Below are 19,889 nucleotides of genomic sequence, written 5' to 3'. Positions count from 1 at the left end.
AGTTGCGAAAAATACGGATCTATAATGAGACCAAAAAAATATGAAGATGTTTATAGAATAACATATGAGTTTTAAAGTATACGATATTAATATGCTATCGCATAAAAAGTATAGTATATAAAAATGTAATAATAAGAAAAGTAGTAATAAAGCAGCCTAGTTAAGGGCTGCGCCCAAAAAAAATTGAGCGAAGCGAAATAACGCGGCTATGGCCGCTTTTTTATTAAAGATTTTTCGTAAGCGCAGCGGAGAAAAATCCTCCTTCTCTGTCAATTGTCCTTTGTCCTCTGACCCTGTCCTTTGTCAATTGTCCCCTAAAAAAGCTCAATAGAGCTTTTTTTGTTATAGTTGTAAAATGCAATAGTATTTCCCGGAAAATTTTGTTGTAAAAAGTAAAACAATTATAATTTTAATGATATAATATAGACAATAACAAAGATAATTAACTGCAATATAAATAAATTTAGAATAATTGACGAGGTAAAAATATGAAGGGAAAAACTCATGCTGGAGTTGGAATGGTTACTTTTTTAGCACTTTGTAATAGTTTGCCTGGGAAATTTAATTTTACTGGAATTATAGTAGTTGCTTTTGCGTCTATTCTTCCAGACATAGATCATCCTAAGAGTTTAATAAATAAGTATATTTTGCCTTTTAAAAATAAAACCACAAAGACTGTTGTATACTTTTGTTTGGGTATAATAATTTTGTGGTATAATTATTTAAACTTTAAAGAGCCTGCTTTTAAAGCTTTAGGAGTTTCTTTGCTAGTAATAGCTGTGTCATCTCATAGAAATGGGTTAACTCATAGTTTGTCTGGAATGATACTGTTTTCGTTTATTGCTGCATATATAGGCAATATGTACAGCATACATTATATAGTGTACTACTTTATAATTGGTTATGGTATGCATTTACTTTGTGATATGGCAACTAGTAAGGGAATACCAGCGTTTTATCCATTTAGAAGTAAAAAAGTTAAATTGCCTATTACTTATAAGAGTAATTCCAAAATAGGTTCTACTATAGAGGAACTTATAATGATATTTGGGTTATTATTTACTATATATAAGCTTCCTGTAATTTTACGCACGTGAATTCTTAGAGGTTATGAGGTGATTTTGTGTTCGATCTTAAGTATCAATTAAAAATGCTGCCAGAAAAACCCGGCGTTTATATAATGAGAAATAATTTAAATGAAGTGATATATGTCGGAAAAGCAAAATCACTAAAAAATAGGGTAAAACAGTATTTTCAAAGCTCAAAAAATCACTCGGAAAAAGTTAAGGCTATGGTGAGTAATATAGCTGAATTTGAATACATAATTACTGATTCGGAAATTGAAGCTTTAATTTTAGAATGTAATTTAATAAAAAAATACAGACCAAGATATAATATTTTATTAAAAGATGACAAACATTACCCTTTTATAAAGATAACTGTCAATGATGACTTTCCGAAAATGTTTATAACTAGGGTACTTGCAAAGGATGGATCAAAGTACTTTGGACCATATACAAATGTGTCTGCTGTAAATGAAACTATGGAATTACTTAAAAAAATTTTCCCGTTAAGGACGTGTAAAAAACTTATAAGGGAAAATGGTGAGAGGGTAAGGCCCTGCTTAAATTATCAGATGGGGTTATGTAAAGCACCGTGTGCTGGATATATAAGCAAAAGTGAATATGGTAAAATAGTTAAAGGTGTTAGTGACTTGTTATCTGGTAAGGATAAATATATAATTAAAAACTTAAAAAATCAAATGGAATCTGCATCTGAAAATTTAGAATTTGAAAAAGCAGCAGGAATTAGAGACAAGATATTTGCAGTGCAAAAAGTCATTGAAAAGCAAAAAATAATAACTGGAAACTTTGAAAATGAAGATTTTATTAATATGTATAGTGATGATAAAGATACGTGTGTACAAGTATTTTTCCTGCGCGGAGGCAAGATAATAGGGAGAGAGCACTTTATAATAGAAAATAGTGCAGGTGATGATAAATCACAAGTTATGGCAGATTTTATAAAAGAGTTTTATGGTGGAACTGCATTTGTGCCAAAATATCTATTTTTGCCGTATATAGAGGATAAGGAATTACTTGAACAGTGGCTTGGTATGAAGAGAGGATCAAAGGTATCTATAAAAATACCGCAAAAGGGTGAAAAAAAGGATACTTTAAATTTAGTCGAAGAAAATGCTAAAATAACCCTTGAACACTTTAAGCTTAAAATTATGCGTGACAAAAAATTTTATGAATCTGTTTTAAATGATCTTGCTGACGCATTAAATTTGGAGTCAATTCCAGAGAGAATAGAAGCTTATGATATATCAGATATTCAAGGAGTTGATTCAGTTGGCAGCATGATTGTATTTGAAAATGGAAGACCTAAAAATAGTGATTACAGAAGATTTAAGATAAATACAGTAAAGGGTGCAAATGATTATGACAGCATGAGAGAAATTTTAACAAGAAGATTTAAACATGGATTTGACGAAATAAAGGGTATACAAGAGAAAAAGCTAAATTTAACGTCTGGAAAGTTTTGTATTTTTCCAGATTTAATAATGATGGACGGAGGAAGAGGACAGGTTAATATTGCATTAAGTGTTTTAAATGAATTTGATTTAGATATACCTGTCTGCGGTATGGTTAAGGATGATAATCACAATACTAGGGGGATCATCTATAATAATATTGAATTGCAATTAAAGTCAAACTCAAATTTAATTAAATTTATAACTAGAATACAAGATGAAGTTCATAGATTTGCAATAACTTATCACAGGAGTTTAAGAAAAAAGAGAGTACTGCATTCTGTGTTAGATGATATACCTAATATAGGAGAAAAGAGAAGGAAGGAACTTCTTAAAAGCTTTGGGAGTATAGAAAATATAAAGGTTGCAACTTATGACGAACTCATAAGGTTATCTACAATAGACAAGAAAGCAGCTAATAGTATAATAGAATACTTTAATAGTGATAAGTGATAAGTTAAAATATAAATAACAAAGAATAGAAAATATAATTAATGACTAAGATGTATACATATGCATTTATTTGGGAGGTTATTTGAATGAAATACGTTTTAGATACACATACACATACTATAGTAAGTGGCCATGCTTATACTACTTGGCTGGAAAATGTTAAACACGCATCTGATATTGGATTAAAAATACTTGGTACAACTGATCATGGCCCTAAAATGCCCGGGGGACCTCATGAATTTTATTTTAACAATTTAAAAGCTTTACCGCGAAGGCTGTATGGGGTTTTAAACTTAAGGGGATGCGAAGCAAACATAATAAACTATAATGGAGATTTGGATATATCTAAGGATATCCAAAATAAATTGGATATAGTTATAGCTAGTTTACATGATGTATGTATAGATCCGTCAAGTGAGGAAGAACATACGCAGGCACTTTTAAAAGTAATGGATAATGATAATGTTCATATAATAGGTCATATGGGAAACGCGTCTTTCCCTGCAGATTATGAGGAAGTTATTAAAAAGGCTAAAAAGAAGGATATTCTTATAGAAATAAATAATAGTTCATTTATTTCAAGACCAGGAAGTTACGAGAATTGCCTAAAGATAGCTGAGCTTTGTAAAAAGTATGGTGTTAAAGTGATAATTGGCAGTGATGCACATACTTGCTTTCAAATAGGACAATTTTCAAGAGCAGATGAATTATTAAAGAAAATTGAGATGCCAGAAGAGCTCATAATGAATTTGGATGAGAAAAAGATTATAAGATATTTAAAAAATAGAGGAAAGTTAAGTGATGTTAATCTTGATTAAGGGCAAAACATACATTATACTAGATATGGATAAATTTTAAGTTTGAGGAGATTATGTCATGAATGGATTTAAAGATATTAGTAAAAGTTTGAGTAAGATATTAGAAAAAGAAGATATAAAGATAGATGAACCTATGAAAAACCATACGTCGTTTGAAGTAGGGGGACCTGTAGATGTGTTAGTTACTCCAAAAAGTTTTGAGCAAGTTATAAGTACAGTAAAGATATGTAATGAAAATGATGTACCATACTACATAATAGGTAATGGCTCAAATTTATTAGTTAGAGATGGAGGAATAAAAGGAGTAGTTATAAAACTATGTAAGTTAAATAAAGTATCTGTGTCGGGAGAAAAAGTAACAGCCCAAAGTGGAGCAACTTTAAAAGATGTATGCAAAGCTGCACTTAAGGAGAGTCTAACAGGTTTTGAATTTGCATGTGGAATTCCTGGAAGTGTAGGCGGAGCAGTTACAATGAATGCAGGTGCTTATAATGGAGAAATGTCTCAAATAATAGAAAGTGCTAAAGTCATAGATAAATGTGGAAATATAAAGCTGCTTGACAGAGAGGGTTTGAATCTTGGATATAGAATGAGTTCTATATTAAAATATGGATATACAGTGCTTCAAGTAACTTTTGACTTAAAAAAAGGTGATCATAACAAGATAAAAAGTAGAATAGACGATTTAAATACTAGAAGAAGTGAGAAACAGCCGCTGGAGTATCCTTCAGCAGGAAGTACTTTTAAAAGACCTGATGGATATTTTGCAGCTAAACTTATAGAGGATACTGGACTTAAGGGATTAAGTGTTGGCGGTGCAGAAGTATCTAAAAAACATTCTGGTTTTGTAATAAATAAGGGCAATGCAACTGCAAAAGACATTTTAGATTTAATAAAACTAATACAAGAAAGGGTAAAAGAAAAATTTAACGTTGATCTTTATACAGAAGTAAGAATAATTGGTGATGAAAAAGTTAATAAATAATGCTTAATTTTTAGTTGATATGGAGAACTTAACATATAGTAAAACGTTAAGTTCTCCATGTTCTATTCCATATTTCTTATTAAAATATGTTATGATATAATTGAACATAAGATAATTGTAAGTTGATCGTTTAACATAAGATGAAAAGACATAACAATTTGATTACTGGAGGTTTAATTATGAGATTTGTCATAGTAACAGGTCTGTCAGGTGCAGGGAAAACTCAGGCAATAAGAAACCTAGAAGATCTAGGATATTTTTGTGTAGATAATCTTCCACCTACATTGATACCAAAGTTTGCAGAAGCTTGTTATCAAACGGATGGTAGAATAGATAAAATAGCTTTGGTTATAGATATAAGGGGCGGAAAATTTTTTGATGACTTATTTGAAAGCTTAAACTATCTAAGAGATCAAGGCTATAAATATGAAATTTTATTTTTAGATGCTTCAGATGAAGTACTTGTGAAACGCTTTAAGGAGACTAGGAGAAAGCATCCTTTAGCACCAGATGGAAGAATACTAAATGGTATAGCAATGGAAAGAAATAGATTAAGAGAAGTTAAAGATAGATCAGATAATATTATTGATACATCAAAGCTCGCTATAAGGGAACTTAGAGAAGAGATAACTAGAATTTATTCTGAAGAAGGCCAAATCGAAACTGAACTTATGATTACAATAGTATCATTTGGATTTAAGTACGGCATACCTGTCGATTCCGACTTAGTATTTGATGTTAGATTTTTGCCTAATCCTTATTATATACCTGAATTAAAGAAGTTTTCAGGAAAAGATGAACCTGTTAATAAGTACGTGATGAATTTTAGTGAGACTAAGAAGTTTATAGCAAAATTAGACGATATGTTGAACTTCCTAATTCCAAATTATTTAAAAGAAGGTAAAAGACAGTTGATTGTCTCAATTGGATGTACTGGAGGAAGGCATCGTTCTGTAGTTATCGCTAATAGTATCTATAATAAACTTAAAGATTCTGGATATGAAGTTAACATAGATCACAGGGATATCGAAGAAGATATCAATAAAGGTGGTAAAAAACTATGAAACTAGTAGACTGGTTTAGACCGGGAATAAAAGTTAAAAGATGGATTCTACTTGGTGCTATGGGTATACTATTTATAATATTTGGAGTAATAGAATTTATAAACAGAAGATTTTATAGTGTTTACTATATATCATTTTATGTATTTTTGATGCTGACTGGAGTTTTTGTTCTATATATTTCCATAACTCAGGGTATGCGTTCTATAATAGCCTTAATAAATAAAGGCTATTTGAACGTATCTATAGATTCAAAAAAATTGGAGAACCTGATATATGAAAGAAGGTTACTTGTAAAGGGACCTAAAATTGTTGTAATTGGAGGCGGAACAGGTCTATCTACTATGCTTAGAGGACTAAAGTACTATACTTCCAATATAACAGCTATAGTTACTGTTGCAGATGATGGAGGTGGATCAGGTGAGCTAAGAGAAGATCTTGGAATACTTCCACCAGGTGACATAAGAAATTGTATACTTGCTTTAGCAGATACAGAACCGCTTATGGAAGATTTACTTCAATATAGATTCAAGGATGGAAAACTTAAAAATCAAAGCTTTGGTAATTTATTTTTAGCAGCTATGGATGGCATATCTAGTAATTTTGAAGAAGCTGTTCACAAAGTAAGTTCTGTTTTGGCTGTGACAGGTAAAGTAATACCTGTCACATTAGATAATGTCATATTGAAGGCAAAGTTAAAAAATGGAATGATAGTAGAAGGAGAATCAAATATTCCAAAAGCTGCTGTCCAAAATGGAAGTCCAATTGAAAGAGTTTTTATAGAACCTTCTAATGCTAAAGCTCTGGATGAAGCAGTTCAATCAATAATGGAAGCTGATGCTATAATACTTGGTCCTGGAAGTTTATATACAAGTGTTATTCCAAACTTAATGGTTAATGGTATAGCAAATAGTTTAAAGAAAACTCAAGCTGTAAAATTATATGTTTCCAATATAATGACTCAAAATGGTGAAACTGATGGATATGCTGTTGGAGACCATATAAAGGCAATATTTAATCATATTGGAACCAAGGTAATTGATTATGTAGTTGTTAATGCTGGAGAGATTGATTCTACATTAATAGATAAGTACAAAGAGGGAGAAGCACATTTAGTAAAAATAGATACAGAAGAAATAAAAAAACTTAATGTGGAAATAATTAAAGGAAATTTTATAACTATAAAGAATGGTCTAGTAAGACATAATTCTGAAAAGTTAGCTTCTATTTTGATAGAGACAATTATGGATAAAAAACTTTTATATGACAGGAAGAAAATTATTGAATACTTCTATTTATCAGAGAGGTTGAAGCAAAATAAAAGTAAATAGGGGGAATAAACAATGTCGTTCTCACTTAAAGTAAAAAACGAAGTTTGCAGGTATTCAGATATGAGTAAGATAGAAGCTGTATCGGAATTGTCAGCTATAATGAAAGTTAGCGGCACTCTTATGCTTGGAGGAAATAAACAGTTTGGATTTAAAGTTATAACTGAAAATCCAGCTATTGCAAGGTTTATATTCAAGCTATTAAAGAAGTATTTTGGTATACGTACACGTATAGCGGTAAAAAAGAGTAATTCACTTAAAAAAAATAACCTCTATATAGTTTTGATAACTGAGGACATGGGAGTTAAGGAGTTACTTAAAGAGGTTGGGCTGCTTAAAGAAGAATATGATGTATTTGCTTTAGACTATAGTATTCCTAAAAACGTTATAGATGATGAAAGATGCAAAAGAGCATATATAAGAGGTGCTTTTCTTGGAGGAGGAAGTGTAAGTAACCCCGAGAAAACTTATCATCTTGAGTTTGTAACCCATGATAATGATTATGCAAATGATTTAAGTAAACTTATAAATGGATATAATTTAAATTCGAAGGTCATAAAGAGAAAAAATAGTTATATTGTATATTTAAAGGAAGGCGAACAAATAGTTGACTTATTGAATATAATAGGTGCCCATACTTCGCTTTTAAAATTAGAAAACGTAAGAATAATGAAAGAAATGAGAAATAACGTAAATAGACTTGTGAATTGCGAAACTGCTAATTTGAGCAAAACGGTAAATGCTGCAGTAAGACAGGCAGAGAGTATAAAGATCATCCAAAAAGAAATAGGATTAAATAGATTACCTAAAAATTTAAGGGAAATAGCAGAACTTAGATTAAATTACCCTGATGAATCATTAAAAGAACTTGGAGAAATGCTAAATCCTCCTGTTGGTAAGTCAGGTGCCAATCACAGGCTTAGAAGAATAGAAAAAATAGCAGAGGAACTTAAGAGAGAAGGAAGGTAAAAATTAATTTTGTCAAAACATGAAGATATAATTAAGTACATACTTTCACTTGATGTTGGTACAAAAATTTCAGTTAGAGGCATAGCTAGCAGTTTAGGCGTTAGTGATGGAACAGCGTATAGAGCTATAAAAGATTCTGATACTCTTGGAATAGTTACTACTATACCAAGGGTAGGAACGGTTAGAATAGAAAAAGTAGAAAAAAAGAATGTAGAAGTTTTAACTTATGGACAGGTTATTAATATAGTTGATGGTACTTTGCTTGGAGGAAAAAATGGAATATATAAAACATTACATAGGTTTGTAATAGGGGCAATGACTATTGATGCAATGATGAAATATATAACCCCTGATTGTCTTTTAATAACTGGAAATAGGGAAGAAACACAAAGGCTGGGACTTATGAATCAATGTGGAGTTCTTATAACAGGTGGATTTAAATGCAGCTGCGAGATGAAAAAGTTAGCTAGTGAAAAGTGTTTACCAATAATATCCACAAAGTATGATACATTTACTGTTGCCAGTCTTATAAATAAAGCTATTTCTGAAAAGCTTATAAAGAAAGATATAGTTTTAATAGAAGATATTATGGAAAGCAGTCCATATTCTTTAAAAGCCAATGATACAATAAGAAAGTTGAAACAGCTAGTGAGAGAAACGCAGCACCAAAGGTATCCTGTGGTAGATGATAATAATAAGGTTATTGGTATAGTTACATTGAAGGAGTTATTAAGTGAAGATGATGAATATGTAGGAAAGGTTATGGATAAGGATTTTATAACATTAACTCCAAAGACGACGGCTGCATATGCTGCACATATTATGTCATGGGAAGATATTGAAATGTTCCCAATTGTAAATGGTAAAGAATTAATAGGAGTAGTCACGAAAAGAGATGTCATAAGAGCACTTCAATACATGTCAAGACAGCCACAATCAGTTGAAACCTTAGAAGATTTGATACTTAAGAACTTTGAGCTTAAATCAAATGGAGATAAGGCTTGTTTTTTAGGAAAAATAACTACTGCAATGCTTGACCCTATAGGTACTGCTTCATGGAGTTCATTAAATATGCTGGTATCAACAATGGGTATAATGGCATTAAGGCAAAAAAATAATATAAATGTATTTGTAGATAATATAAATACTTATTTTATGAAAGCCGTTCAGATAGATAATACTATAGAAATACATACTGATATTATAGAAGTAGGAAGAAATTTTTGTAAAGTTCAAATAGATATGTATGATGATAAAAAGGATATAATATCAAAAACATTTTTATCAGCGAAGGTCCTTAAGAAATAGCATACTTTATTAATTTTAAATAGAGAGGATTGATTTAAAGATGTTTACTCATGTAGTTTTTTTTAAGTTAAAGGACAAAAGTCCAGAAAATGTAAACAAGGCAGTTCAAATTTTAAAGAGAGTAGATGGAAAAGTTCCTACTCTTAAAAGTGTTAAAGTTGGAGCAGATGCTGTGCACTCAGCAAGATCATATGATATAGCACTTATAGCCAAATTTGATTCAAAAGAAGGCATGGATGAATATCAAGTACATCCAGTTCATGTACATGAAGTTTTAGATAATCTGAAACCAATGCTTGAATCATCTGCAGCAGTTGACTTCGAAGACTAATAATAAAAGAAATAGGGTGAGTATGTGGGAAAAAAGTATGAATGGATAAGTTTGCATCAACATACAGGGTATTCACTTTTGGATTCTTCGGCTAAAATCCATGATCTTATAGCAAGGGCAAAAGAACTTGATATGAAGAGTATAGCAATAACGGATCATGGAGTGATGTATGGATGCGTAGAGTTTTATAAGGAAGCAAAGGCACAGGGAATAAAACCAATAATAGGCTGTGAAGTATATGTTGCCTCAAAATCTATGTATATAAAACAAAATGATAGGGAAAATGGAAATTATCATCTAGTACTTCTTGTAAAGAATGAAACTGGTTATAATAATTTGATGAAAATAGTGTCTAAAGCATCAATTGACGGATTTTACTATAAACCAAGGGTAGATCACGATTATTTAAAAGATCACAGTGAAGGAATAATAGCTTTAAGTGCATGTCTTGGAGGAGAAATTCAATCTTACATATTAAAAAATAAACTGGATAAAGCAAAAGAAACAGCTCTTTTTTATAAAGATATATTTAAAGATGGATTTTATTTGGAATTACAGTACCATGGTATGGAGGAACAGTTAAAAGTAGACGAAGAGCTTATAAAAATGTCTAAAGAGCTTCAAATACCGCTCGCAGCAACTAATGATGTTCATTATATAAAAAAAGAAGATTATAGAGCTCATGATGTGCTTTTATGTATACAAACTGGAAAAACAGTAGATGAAAAAAACAGGATGAGATATCCTTCTGATGAATTTTATTTAAAATCCCCAGAAGAGATGTATGAAATATTTTCATATGTACCAGAAGCCTTAGAAAACACAGTTAAAATTGCAGAAGAATGCAGCTTTGATTATGAATTTCACAAATCTAAGCTTCCAAAGTTTCCACTGCCTGAAGGGGTTGACCCTTATGAGTATTTGAAAAAGTTATGTTATGATGGACTCAAGGAAAGATATGAGGATGTAACTTATAAACTAAAAGAAAGACTTGATTATGAACTTGGAATAATAGAGCAGATGGGATATGTTGATTATTTTCTAATAGTTTGGGATTTTATAAGGTTTGCAAGAGAAAGTGGAATAATGACTGGTCCAGGTAGAGGTTCTGCTGCAGGTTCCATAGTTGCTTACACACTTGGGATAACCAAAATAGATCCTATAAAATATGGACTCATTTTTGAACGTTTTTTAAATCCGGAGCGTGTATCTATGCCTGATATAGATTCCGACTTTTGTTATGAGAGACGCGGAGAAATGATAGATTATGTAGTTAAAAAGTATGGAGAAAATAATGTTTCTCAAATTATAACATTTGGAACTATGGCTGCAAGAGCTTGTATAAGAGACGTTGGCAGGGCAATGGACTATCCTTATGCAGAAGTTGATAGAATAGCAAAGATGATTCCAAGTGTTTTAAACATAACTATAGATAAGGCACTTGAATTAAATCCTGAATTAAAAGGAGCTTATGATAGTGAATCTAGAACAAAAGAACTCATAGATATAGCAAGATCACTTGAAGGTCTGCCAAGGCATACATCTACTCATGCAGCTGGAGTTGTTATAGCATCTGAGCCTCTGGTAAATTATGTGCCGCTTCAAAAGAATGAAGACAATATAGTAACTCAATTTACAATGGGTACGCTTGAAGAATTGGGACTATTAAAAATGGATTTCTTAGGGCTTAGAACTCTTACTGTATTAAGAGATACAGTGAATATGGTCAAGGAAAATAAAGGAGTATCCATAGACTTAGATAAGATAAACTATGAAGATCAAAAAGTCTATAATATGATAGGTAAGGGAAAGACTGTAGGGGTATTCCAACTTGAGTCAGCTGGAATGACGTCGTTTATGAAAGAGTTAAAACCAGATTCGCTTGAAGATATCATAGCTGGAATTAGTTTGTACAGACCGGGTCCTATGGCTGAAATTCCTAAATATATTGATAACAAGAATAACCCTGGAAATGTTGAATACGTTACTCCTGAATTGCAGTCAATACTTTCTGTAACTTACGGATGTATGGTTTATCAAGAACAAGTTATGGAGATAGTTAGAAAACTAGCAGGATATTCAATGGGAAGAAGTGACCTTGTAAGGCGTGCTATGTCCAAAAAAAAGCACCATGTCATGGAAGAAGAAAGAAAGAATTTCATATATGGTATAGTTGATGAAAAAGGAGAAGTTAAAGTACCAGGGTGTATTAGAAATGGTATATCAGAAGATGCAGCAAATAAAATATTTGATTCAATGATGGATTTTGCATCGTATGCTTTTAACAAAAGCCATGCAGCTGCATATGCAGTAGTTGCATTCCAAACTGCATATATGATGTGTTACTATCCAGCTGAGTATATTGCAGCTATGCTTAACAGCGTAAAAGGTGATAGTGATAAAGTAGCATATTACATAAGGTTTGTTAATGAGACAGGTATAGAAGTTCTTCCGCCGGACATAAATGAAAGTTATGCAAAATTTACTGTTAAAGGAGATAAAATTAGATTTGGACTTTCTGCTATCAAAAATGCAGGAGATAATGTAATAGATAGTATAATTAAATCAAGAGACAAGAAAGGCAATTTTAAGGATTTGATGGATTTTTGCAATAAAATAGACATATCATGTATAAATAAAAGGGTTGTAGAAAGCTTGATTAAATCAGGTGCTTTTGACTGCTTCAATGTATATCGTTCAAAGATGCTGGCAGTTTACGAAAGAGTACTTGATGGTGTAAGTAGTTCGAGAAAGAAGAATATAGAAGGACAGTTGAGTTTATTTTCTAACTTGAGTGACAGCCAAGTTGGAATTCAATATCCTAATATAAAGGAATTTGAGAAAAAATATATTCTGGCAATGGAAAAAGAAATGACAGGTCTTTATATATCAGGCCACCCTTTAGATGAATACAAAAAAACCCTTGAACTTCAAACTAGTGTAAAAATATCAGATATACTCGGAACTAAATCACTTGAAAATGAATTAGCAAGTCAAGTTAAAGTAAAAGATGGAACTAGAGTAATTGTAGGCGGTATTATAACCTCTTCAAGTAAAAAGATAACTAGAAATAATGAGATGATGGCATTTATAAATGTGGAAGATTTATATGGAGATATAGAGGTCATAGTGTTTCCAAGGACATTTAATAAATTTAGAAATTTGATAGATGATGATAATCTAATAACAGTTACAGGAAGAGTTAGTATAAGAGAAGATGAGCCGCCTAAAATATTATGTGAAAGTATTGAACCTTTAGTAAAAATAAATAGTCAAAAACTTTATATATTAATAGAAGAAGAAGCTTTGATAAGGCCAGCAATAAATAACTTAAAGAAAATTTTATGTGAATTTAAAGGCAATACTCCTATGTATATTTGTACAAAAAAAGAGAGAAAAAAATTTAGATTGGATAGTGAATATTGGGTAAAAGTTAATGATGAGATAATTTACAACTTGAAAAAAGAATTTGGAGATGACAATATAAAATTAATTTAGAGTTTCAAATTATAGTATATTTTTTTGTATAATAAACAAAATAAAAGTGAAGTTATAGCTTTCCTAAAAGCATTATTACTGCTGGATAAACTCAAAAAGTTAGTTTATTTAAATGCAGATATTAAAGAAAAGTGGTGCTGTGTGTTTAAACGCACTATACAGCAGCGGCGAAGTGGATACGCCTGTTAGAATAAGGATAGCATAGACTGTCAATTTTCTATATGAAGCCCCGTACCCGTGTGGTCGGGGCAGTTCACTTAAGAACTTAACATGTGACTAACAATTGTAATATGTCGATATATAAAAGATTTTCATTTAATTGATGGCGAATAATGAAAAACCCGGTATTGTATGATATAATAGACACAGTTGGCATGTAATTAGTGTGGGACATAAATTGTCCATGCGGTCATAGGAGGTATAAATATGAAAACAATAGCTATATTAACAAGTGGTGGAGATGCACCTGGAATGAACGCTGCAATAAGAGCAGTAGTTAGATCAGGATTGGATAAAGGCTTTGAAGTAATGGGAATACAAAGAGGCTACAGCGGTTTGCTAAATGGTGAAATATTTAGAATGGATAGACACAGTGTAGCTGATATTATACAAAGAGGAGGAACCATACTTAGAACTGCACGCTGTGAAGAGTTTAAAACAGAAGCAGGAAGAAAAAAAGCTGTTAATATACTAAAAACTTTTAGAATAGATGGATTAGTAGTTATAGGTGGAGATGGTTCGTTTAGAGGAGCTCAATTGTTATCAAAGTTAGGAATAGCGGCAGTTGGTTTACCTGGTACTATTGATAATGATTTACCATATACAGATTATACTATAGGATTTGATACAGCAACAAATACTGTATTAGATGCAATAAATAAATTAAGAGATACATCTACATCACATGAAAGAGTAAGTGTTATAGAGGTAATGGGAAGAAATTGTGGAGATATAGCACTTTATTCAGGACTCGCTGGTGGTGCTGAAAGTATAATTGTACCTGAAAAAGGTTATGAACAAGATACTTTGTGCAGAACTATACTTGAAGGAAAAATGAGAGGTAAAATGCATAATCTAATAGTATTAGCAGAAGGTATAGGGGGAGCAGAGCAATTAGCAGAGAAAATAGAAGAAGTTACTGGAATAGAGGCAAGGGCTACTAAACTTGGTCATATTCAAAGAGGAGGAAGTCCATCTTGTATGGATAGAGTATTAGCTTCTAGAATGGGATATAAAGCAGTTGAATTGTTAGCAGAAGGAAAATCCTCAAGAGTTGTTGGAATAAACGGTGGAAAAATAGTTGATATGGATATAGATAAGGCTTTAGCTGTACCGCGTAAATTCAATGAACAGCTTTATACAATAGCAAATGTATTATCATATTAATTGGCTAATTTAATTACTTATAAATTAAATATTAAATAATTTTCTATTAATTAAAATAAATAGTTTATTACAAAAAATAAATTTATATAAGGAGAGTAATTATGCAAAAGACTAAAATGATTTTTACAATTGGACCTGCAAGTGGAAACGAAGAAGTTTTATCGAAGTTAATTGAAGCAGGCATGAGTGTTTCAAGACACAATTTTTCACATGGTGACCATGAAGAACATAAGATGAGAATGGATCTTGTAAAGAAACTTAGGAAAAAATATAATAAGCCAATAGCTATAATGCTGGATACAAAGGGACCAGAAATAAGAACTCTTAACTTTGCAGAAGGAAAGGTAGATTTAAAAGAGGGAGACAAGTTTACCGTATATTGTAATGAAGAAGTTATGGGAGATAACACAAAGTGTTCTATAACTTATGCTGGATTATGCAATGATGTAAAAGCTGGAGACAGCATATTAATAGATGATGGATTAGTTGGACTTGAAGTTGAAACTGTTGAAGGAAACAAGATTCACTGCAAAGTAAAAAATGCTGGAACAGTAGGAAACCATAAGGGAGTAAATGTTCCAGGAGTATCTATCGATCTTCCAGCTATGACTGAGAAAGATGAAGATGATTTAATATTTGGATGTGAACAAGGTGTTGATATGATAGCTGCTTCATTTATAAGAAAGGCAGCAGATGTCCTTGCAATAAGAAAGATTTTAGAGGCAAATGGAGGACATGACATACTTATATTCTCAAAGATTGAGAGTCAAGAAGGTGTCCATAACATAGATGAAATTATCAAATTTTCTGATGGTATAATGGTGGCAAGAGGCGACATGGGAGTAGAAATACCTATGGAAAAAGTACCACTTGTACAGAAAATGATAATTGAAAAATGCAATAAAGCAGGTAAGCCAGTAATAACTGCAACTCAAATGCTGGATTCAATGATAAGAAATCCTAGACCAACTAGAGCAGAAGCTTCAGATATAGCAAATGCAATATTTGATGGTACGGATGCTATAATGTTAAGCGGAGAATCTGCAAACGGAAAGTATCCAGTTGAAGCTGCACAAACTATGGCAAGAATAGCACAAGCTGCAGAATCTAGATTAAACTATGAATCCATATTGAACAAGAACAAAGGAATGCACATTCAAAATGTACCTAATGCAATAAGTTTTGCTACTTGTACTACGGCTCAAGAATTAAATGCTTCTGCAATAATTACAGCTACACAAAGCGGTCATACAGCTAGAATTGTATCAAAATACAGACCAGCTTGTCCTATAATAGCTGTTACATCATCTGAAAGTGTTGCAAGAAAGTTAGCACTTAACTGGGGTGTATTTGCAATATTAACCCAAAAAGTTGATTCAACTGATGAATTAATAGAAAAATCTGTTGAGATATCTTTAAAAACTAATTATGTTAAAAAAGGTGATCTAGTTGTAATTGCAGCTGGTATACCTGTAAGTTATTCAGGAACTACAAATATGTTAAAGGTTCATATAGTTGGAGATATACTTGTTCAAGGCAGAGGAGCAGGTAATCATCCTGGATATGGTACAGTTAAAGTTGTAAAAAATGCTAAAGAAGCATATGATGTTGTTGATACTGGAGATGTTCTTGTAATAAAGAACTTAGATAAGGAATACTTATCAGTTTTAGATAGAGTATCTGGAGTAATAGCTGAAGATGGAGGTTTAACTTCTCATTTAGCTATAGAATGTATATCAAAGGATATACCTATAATATGTAATGCAGGCGGTGCAACTCAAATATTGAAAACAGGTTCATTTGTAACTCTTGATATTACAAGAGGAATTGTATACAGCGGAAGAGCTAATATAAAATAATATACACATTAAAGGGGATTGCTGCACTATAGGTTTTCTAGGGTGCAGCTTAACCTACACTCCGGGATATACTGCCAAACTTCAGCACGATAAATACTTTTAATCATTCTAAGGCTCAGTATTTTGAAAATCTAATAAACATTGATAAACTCGTACCTCAGACAGTATCAATATTTATAGATTTCCTAAAATACTTCGCTAAGAATGATAAAAAAGTATTTATATGTGCTTTCATTTTAGCAGCATATCCCTGCGTGTAAGTTAATGCATGAACTAGAAACCTTATATGTGTATAAAAGAAGGTTTATTGTATAGAGGATAATTAACAGCATATTACGAATTGCAGTTAATTCATACTCCAGCAGATGTTTGTGCATAAGTTAAATGTTTTGCATGGATATCGCGGTGCAGCAGCCTTGTATTTTAATAATTAATAATGTATAATAATTACACATTATGGTTAAAATATTATGATAGAGAAAAAAGAGACAACTGATTCTATTCTTGCACCTTTATGGTGCATTTTTTTTACTCTATTGGGAGTTATATATTCCTATAGAGTAAAAAGGATAGGTGCATGGAAGATGTTTTCTCAGCGAAATCAACTTAATTGATTTTTTAAGTATAAAATTTCTCTTAAATAAAAAACTATATAAGAGTAGGAGGGATTTTATATGAGTACTAAACTAAGTTGTGATGCTACTAGGTGCGTAAATAATATCAATGGATTGTGTGATGCATATATGATTCATGTAACTGGTTCTGATGCACGTGAAGGTTCTTCAACAGATTGTGGAACTTTTGTACAAAAGGGTATATTAAGTACTACGACATCACGTTTTACAAATTCAAATTTAGCAGGAGAATTTAAGCAATTACTCACTAATGAGTCTATAGAAATGAGCCCGCATATAAAGTGTGAAGCTGAAAATTGTGTTCATAATGTAAATAAAATTTGTGAAGCAAAAAATGTTCAAGTACACGGACCCGAAGCTCAAGATAGTAAATCAACACAATGCGAAACTTTTAAACCACATAATGGTTAAACCATAAAAACAGAGGACATAAGACATAAAATAGAGGACAGAGGACAATGAAGGAGGATTTTTCTACGCTGCACTGCAAAAAATCTTTAATTAAATTTTTGATAGATCGTTTCGCTAAGGTGAAACATTGCCAACTTATATAAATTTAAAGATTTTTTTGCGTTAGCAAAAAATCAACCTTCTCTGTCCTCTGTCCTATGTCCTATGCAAAAAATGCTTCGCATTTTTTGCATAGTGGCTTGTGGACAAAAACTTGTGTAAAATGTAGAATGGTTAAGTAAGATTTTAAATGTGGTAGGTGAAAACATGAAAAAGAATATTCCTGTAATTAAAAATGAGCAGTATGTTGTAAATATAGATAGTTCGGGTTATGAAGGAGAAGGTATAGGTAAAGTACATGATTTTACTATATTTGTACCGGGGGCAATGCCTGGGGAAGAAGTTAATGTTAAAATTGTCAAGGTAAATAAAAATTTTGCATTTGGTAAATTACTTAATGTTATAACCCCATCAAAAGATAGGGTTGAACCAATGTGCAGTTTATATAAAAGATGCGGTGGATGTCAGCTTCAACATTTTTCATATGAAGCACAGCTCAAGTTAAAAAAACAAAGAGTGAAGGATTGTTTGGAGAGAATAGGAAAGCTTTCTGTAAAATCAGATGAAGATAAAAGAAATAATGATAATGCAGTAATTTTATATGATACCATAGGCATGCAAAATCCATACAATTATAGAAATAAAGTTCAGCTTCCAGTAGGGAGAAAAGATGCAGAAGTAATTATAGGGTTTTATGCAAAGAGAAGCCATGAGATAATAAATATGGATACATGCGGCATACAAAATGAGGAATCTGATAAAATAATCAATATAGTTAGAAGTTGGATGACTGAATATAATATAGAACCTTATGATGAACAAAGCGGGAATGGAATTATAAGGCATATAATGATTAGAAAAGGATTTAAGACAAATGAAGTTATGGTAGTTTTAGTTACCAACAAAAGAGAACTGCCAAGTAAGGATGAACTTGTTCAAAGTCTAATAGAAAATGTAAAGTCAATTAAGAGTATAATTCAAAATATAAATACAAAAAAGACAAATGTGATTTTAGGTGAAGAGTGCAAGACTTTATGGGGAAATGATTTTATAAGTGATTACATAGCAAGTTTTAAGTTTAATATATCACCTCTTTCATTTTTTCAAGTAAATCCCGTTCAAACAGAAGTTTTATATAGTAAGGCACTTGAGTATGCAGGTTTGACTGGAGATGAAATAGTATTTGACGCTTATTGTGGTACTGGTACAATATCTTTATTTTTATCACAAAAGGCAAAAAAGGTATATGGTGTTGAAATAGTACAACAAGCTGTTGAAAATGCTAGGATAAACGCAGGACAAAACGATGTAGAAAATGTGGAGTTCATAGTAGGAGAATCGGAAAAGGTCATACCAAGGCTTGTAGAAGAAGGTATAAGGGCTGATGTAGTAGTCGCCGATCCACCTAGAAAAGGCTGTGACAGAAAACTTCTAGAGGCAATAGCTGCTATGAAACCAAGGAATGTTGTATATGTTTCATGTGATCCTAGCACGTTAGCTAGAGACTTAAATATACTTAAAAGTTTAGGGTATGCAGCTGTAAAAGCACAGCCAGTTGATATGTTCCCTCAAACGGCACACGTGGAGACGGTAGTGAAGCTTAAAAGGATAGAGAAAATCTTGTAGATAAAATTGATGATATATAGCAGTTTGGATTTTTGAAGCAGGTGAAAGTGATTTGATATTTATAATCTTTGAGCTATTGAAAGTGGGCCTATAATAAGTGTTTATGGTTCTAGTGATATAGTTTTAAAAAATAGATGGACAGCAGATAAGTCTTAAAGGTGTATCTGAAAAAATCATAGTAGATTCAGTTATACAGGAATGCTATGATGATGTGGAAAACAATTTAAATGAAAATATGTCAGATGAATTTTTAAAGATGAAGCCTGATGAAGATATAATAGAATAGAGTGGAAATGTTATTAAAGTTGAGCTTTTACCAAACTGGCGGTGGTTATTTAATGCTATAAACGTAGTAAAAGATGAAAGAAAAAACTATAGAGATAGTCAAAAGAGCAATAAAAAGGTATGGATAATGAAACAATAAAGGAATTAACAGACTTAGACATTGATGAAATTGAACTGATAAGAAAAGTACTAAAATAGGATGATTATAAATACAATAAAATTTTCTACATTAAATTAGCTTATTATGGTTATAGTAAGCTAGTTTTTTTATTGCTTGATTTAATATAAATTTAGCAATAAA

14 protein-coding genes are annotated in these 19,889 nt (G+C 31.6%); all 14 read left to right on the top strand.

Annotated elements, in window-relative coordinates:
• Positions 1–488 precede the first annotated feature (488 nt).
• The 14 genes from EBB51_RS11645 (at position 489) to rlmD (ending at position 19,303) form a co-directional block, all read left to right on the top strand.
• Positions 489–1,097 (top strand): metal-dependent hydrolase, encoded by a 609-nt coding sequence (locus EBB51_RS11645; RefSeq protein ID WP_123054604.1) that lies wholly within the window; start codon positions 489–491, stop codon positions 1,095–1,097.
• A gap of 26 nt (positions 1,098–1,123) precedes the next feature.
• A complete protein-coding gene (uvrC, locus tag EBB51_RS11640) occupies positions 1,124–2,989 on the top strand; it encodes an excinuclease ABC subunit UvrC (protein ID WP_123054603.1) in 1,866 nt (621 codons plus the stop codon).
• Positions 2,990–3,075: 86 nt separating this feature from the next.
• Entirely contained in the window at positions 3,076–3,807 is a 732-nt protein-coding gene (locus EBB51_RS11635) for a phosphatase (RefSeq protein WP_123054602.1), read from the top strand.
• A gap of 58 nt (positions 3,808–3,865) precedes the next feature.
• Positions 3,866–4,792 (top strand): UDP-N-acetylmuramate dehydrogenase, encoded by a 927-nt coding sequence (murB, locus tag EBB51_RS11630; protein WP_123054601.1) that lies wholly within the window; start codon positions 3,866–3,868, stop codon positions 4,790–4,792.
• Between the two features lie 179 nt (positions 4,793–4,971).
• On the top strand, positions 4,972–5,856 hold the full coding sequence (gene rapZ, locus EBB51_RS11625; RefSeq protein ID WP_123054600.1) for an RNase adapter RapZ: 885 nt from the start codon (positions 4,972–4,974) through the stop codon (positions 5,854–5,856).
• Complete coding sequence (locus EBB51_RS11620; protein WP_123054599.1) at positions 5,853–7,184, top strand: gluconeogenesis factor YvcK family protein; 1,332 nt, start codon at positions 5,853–5,855, stop codon at positions 7,182–7,184. The genes rapZ and EBB51_RS11620 overlap by 4 nt, the downstream gene beginning before the upstream one ends.
• 12 nt (positions 7,185–7,196) lie before the next feature.
• A complete protein-coding gene (gene whiA, locus EBB51_RS11615; RefSeq protein WP_123054598.1) occupies positions 7,197–8,150 on the top strand; it encodes a DNA-binding protein WhiA in 954 nt (317 codons plus the stop codon).
• A gap of 9 nt (positions 8,151–8,159) precedes the next feature.
• Positions 8,160–9,458, top strand: coding sequence for a DRTGG domain-containing protein (locus EBB51_RS11610; RefSeq protein WP_123054597.1), 1,299 nt, complete (start codon positions 8,160–8,162; stop codon positions 9,456–9,458).
• A gap of 40 nt (positions 9,459–9,498) precedes the next feature.
• Complete coding sequence (locus tag EBB51_RS11605) at positions 9,499–9,789, top strand: Dabb family protein (protein ID WP_123054596.1); 291 nt, start codon at positions 9,499–9,501, stop codon at positions 9,787–9,789.
• Positions 9,790–9,813: 24 nt separating this feature from the next.
• Positions 9,814–13,287, top strand: coding sequence for a DNA polymerase III subunit alpha (locus EBB51_RS11600; protein ID WP_123054595.1), 3,474 nt, complete (start codon positions 9,814–9,816; stop codon positions 13,285–13,287).
• 426 nt (positions 13,288–13,713) lie between these two features.
• Complete coding sequence (gene pfkA / locus EBB51_RS11590) at positions 13,714–14,673, top strand: 6-phosphofructokinase (RefSeq protein WP_123054594.1); 960 nt, start codon at positions 13,714–13,716, stop codon at positions 14,671–14,673.
• A gap of 101 nt (positions 14,674–14,774) precedes the next feature.
• Positions 14,775–16,532, top strand: a complete 1,758-nt coding sequence (gene pyk, locus EBB51_RS11585) for a pyruvate kinase (RefSeq protein WP_123054593.1) — start codon at positions 14,775–14,777, stop codon at positions 16,530–16,532.
• 674 nt (positions 16,533–17,206) lie between these two features.
• Positions 17,207–17,578, top strand: a complete 372-nt coding sequence (locus tag EBB51_RS11580; RefSeq protein WP_123054592.1) for a DUF1540 domain-containing protein — start codon at positions 17,207–17,209, stop codon at positions 17,576–17,578.
• A 306-nt stretch (positions 17,579–17,884) separates the two neighbouring features.
• Positions 17,885–19,303 carry a 23S rRNA (uracil(1939)-C(5))-methyltransferase RlmD gene (gene rlmD, locus EBB51_RS11575; RefSeq protein ID WP_123054591.1) on the top strand — a complete coding sequence of 473 codons (1,419 nt, stop codon included), beginning with the start codon at positions 17,885–17,887 and terminating at the stop codon, positions 19,301–19,303.
• Positions 19,304–19,889 lie beyond the last annotated feature (586 nt).

Source organism: Clostridium sp. JN-1 (assembly GCF_003718715.1).
GTDB lineage: Bacteria > Bacillota > Clostridia > Clostridiales > Clostridiaceae > Clostridium_AV.
Note: the sequence above shows the minus strand (reverse complement) of the source record. Positions and strands in the feature narration are given on the sequence as shown.

Bases quoted from the DNA above. Each gene is read 5' to 3' on its own strand.
- EBB51_RS11605 (WP_123054596.1), top strand. From the start codon at position 9,499: ATGTTTACTCATGTAGTTTTTTTTAAGTTAAAGGACAAAAGTCCAGAA.
- murB (WP_123054601.1), top strand. From the start codon at position 3,866: ATGAATGGATTTAAAGATATTAGTAAAAGTTTGAGTAAGATATTAGAA.
- rlmD (WP_123054591.1), top strand. From the start codon at position 17,885: ATGAAAAAGAATATTCCTGTAATTAAAAATGAGCAGTATGTTGTAAAT.
- rapZ (WP_123054600.1), top strand. From the start codon at position 4,972: ATGAGATTTGTCATAGTAACAGGTCTGTCAGGTGCAGGGAAAACTCAG.
- pfkA (WP_123054594.1), top strand. From the start codon at position 13,714: ATGAAAACAATAGCTATATTAACAAGTGGTGGAGATGCACCTGGAATG.
- whiA (WP_123054598.1), top strand. From the start codon at position 7,197: ATGTCGTTCTCACTTAAAGTAAAAAACGAAGTTTGCAGGTATTCAGAT.
- EBB51_RS11635 (WP_123054602.1), top strand. From the start codon at position 3,076: ATGAAATACGTTTTAGATACACATACACATACTATAGTAAGTGGCCAT.
- pyk (WP_123054593.1), top strand. From the start codon at position 14,775: ATGCAAAAGACTAAAATGATTTTTACAATTGGACCTGCAAGTGGAAAC.
- EBB51_RS11580 (WP_123054592.1), top strand. From the start codon at position 17,207: ATGAGTACTAAACTAAGTTGTGATGCTACTAGGTGCGTAAATAATATC.
- EBB51_RS11645 (WP_123054604.1), top strand. From the start codon at position 489: ATGAAGGGAAAAACTCATGCTGGAGTTGGAATGGTTACTTTTTTAGCA.
- EBB51_RS11620 (WP_123054599.1), top strand. From the start codon at position 5,853: ATGAAACTAGTAGACTGGTTTAGACCGGGAATAAAAGTTAAAAGATGG.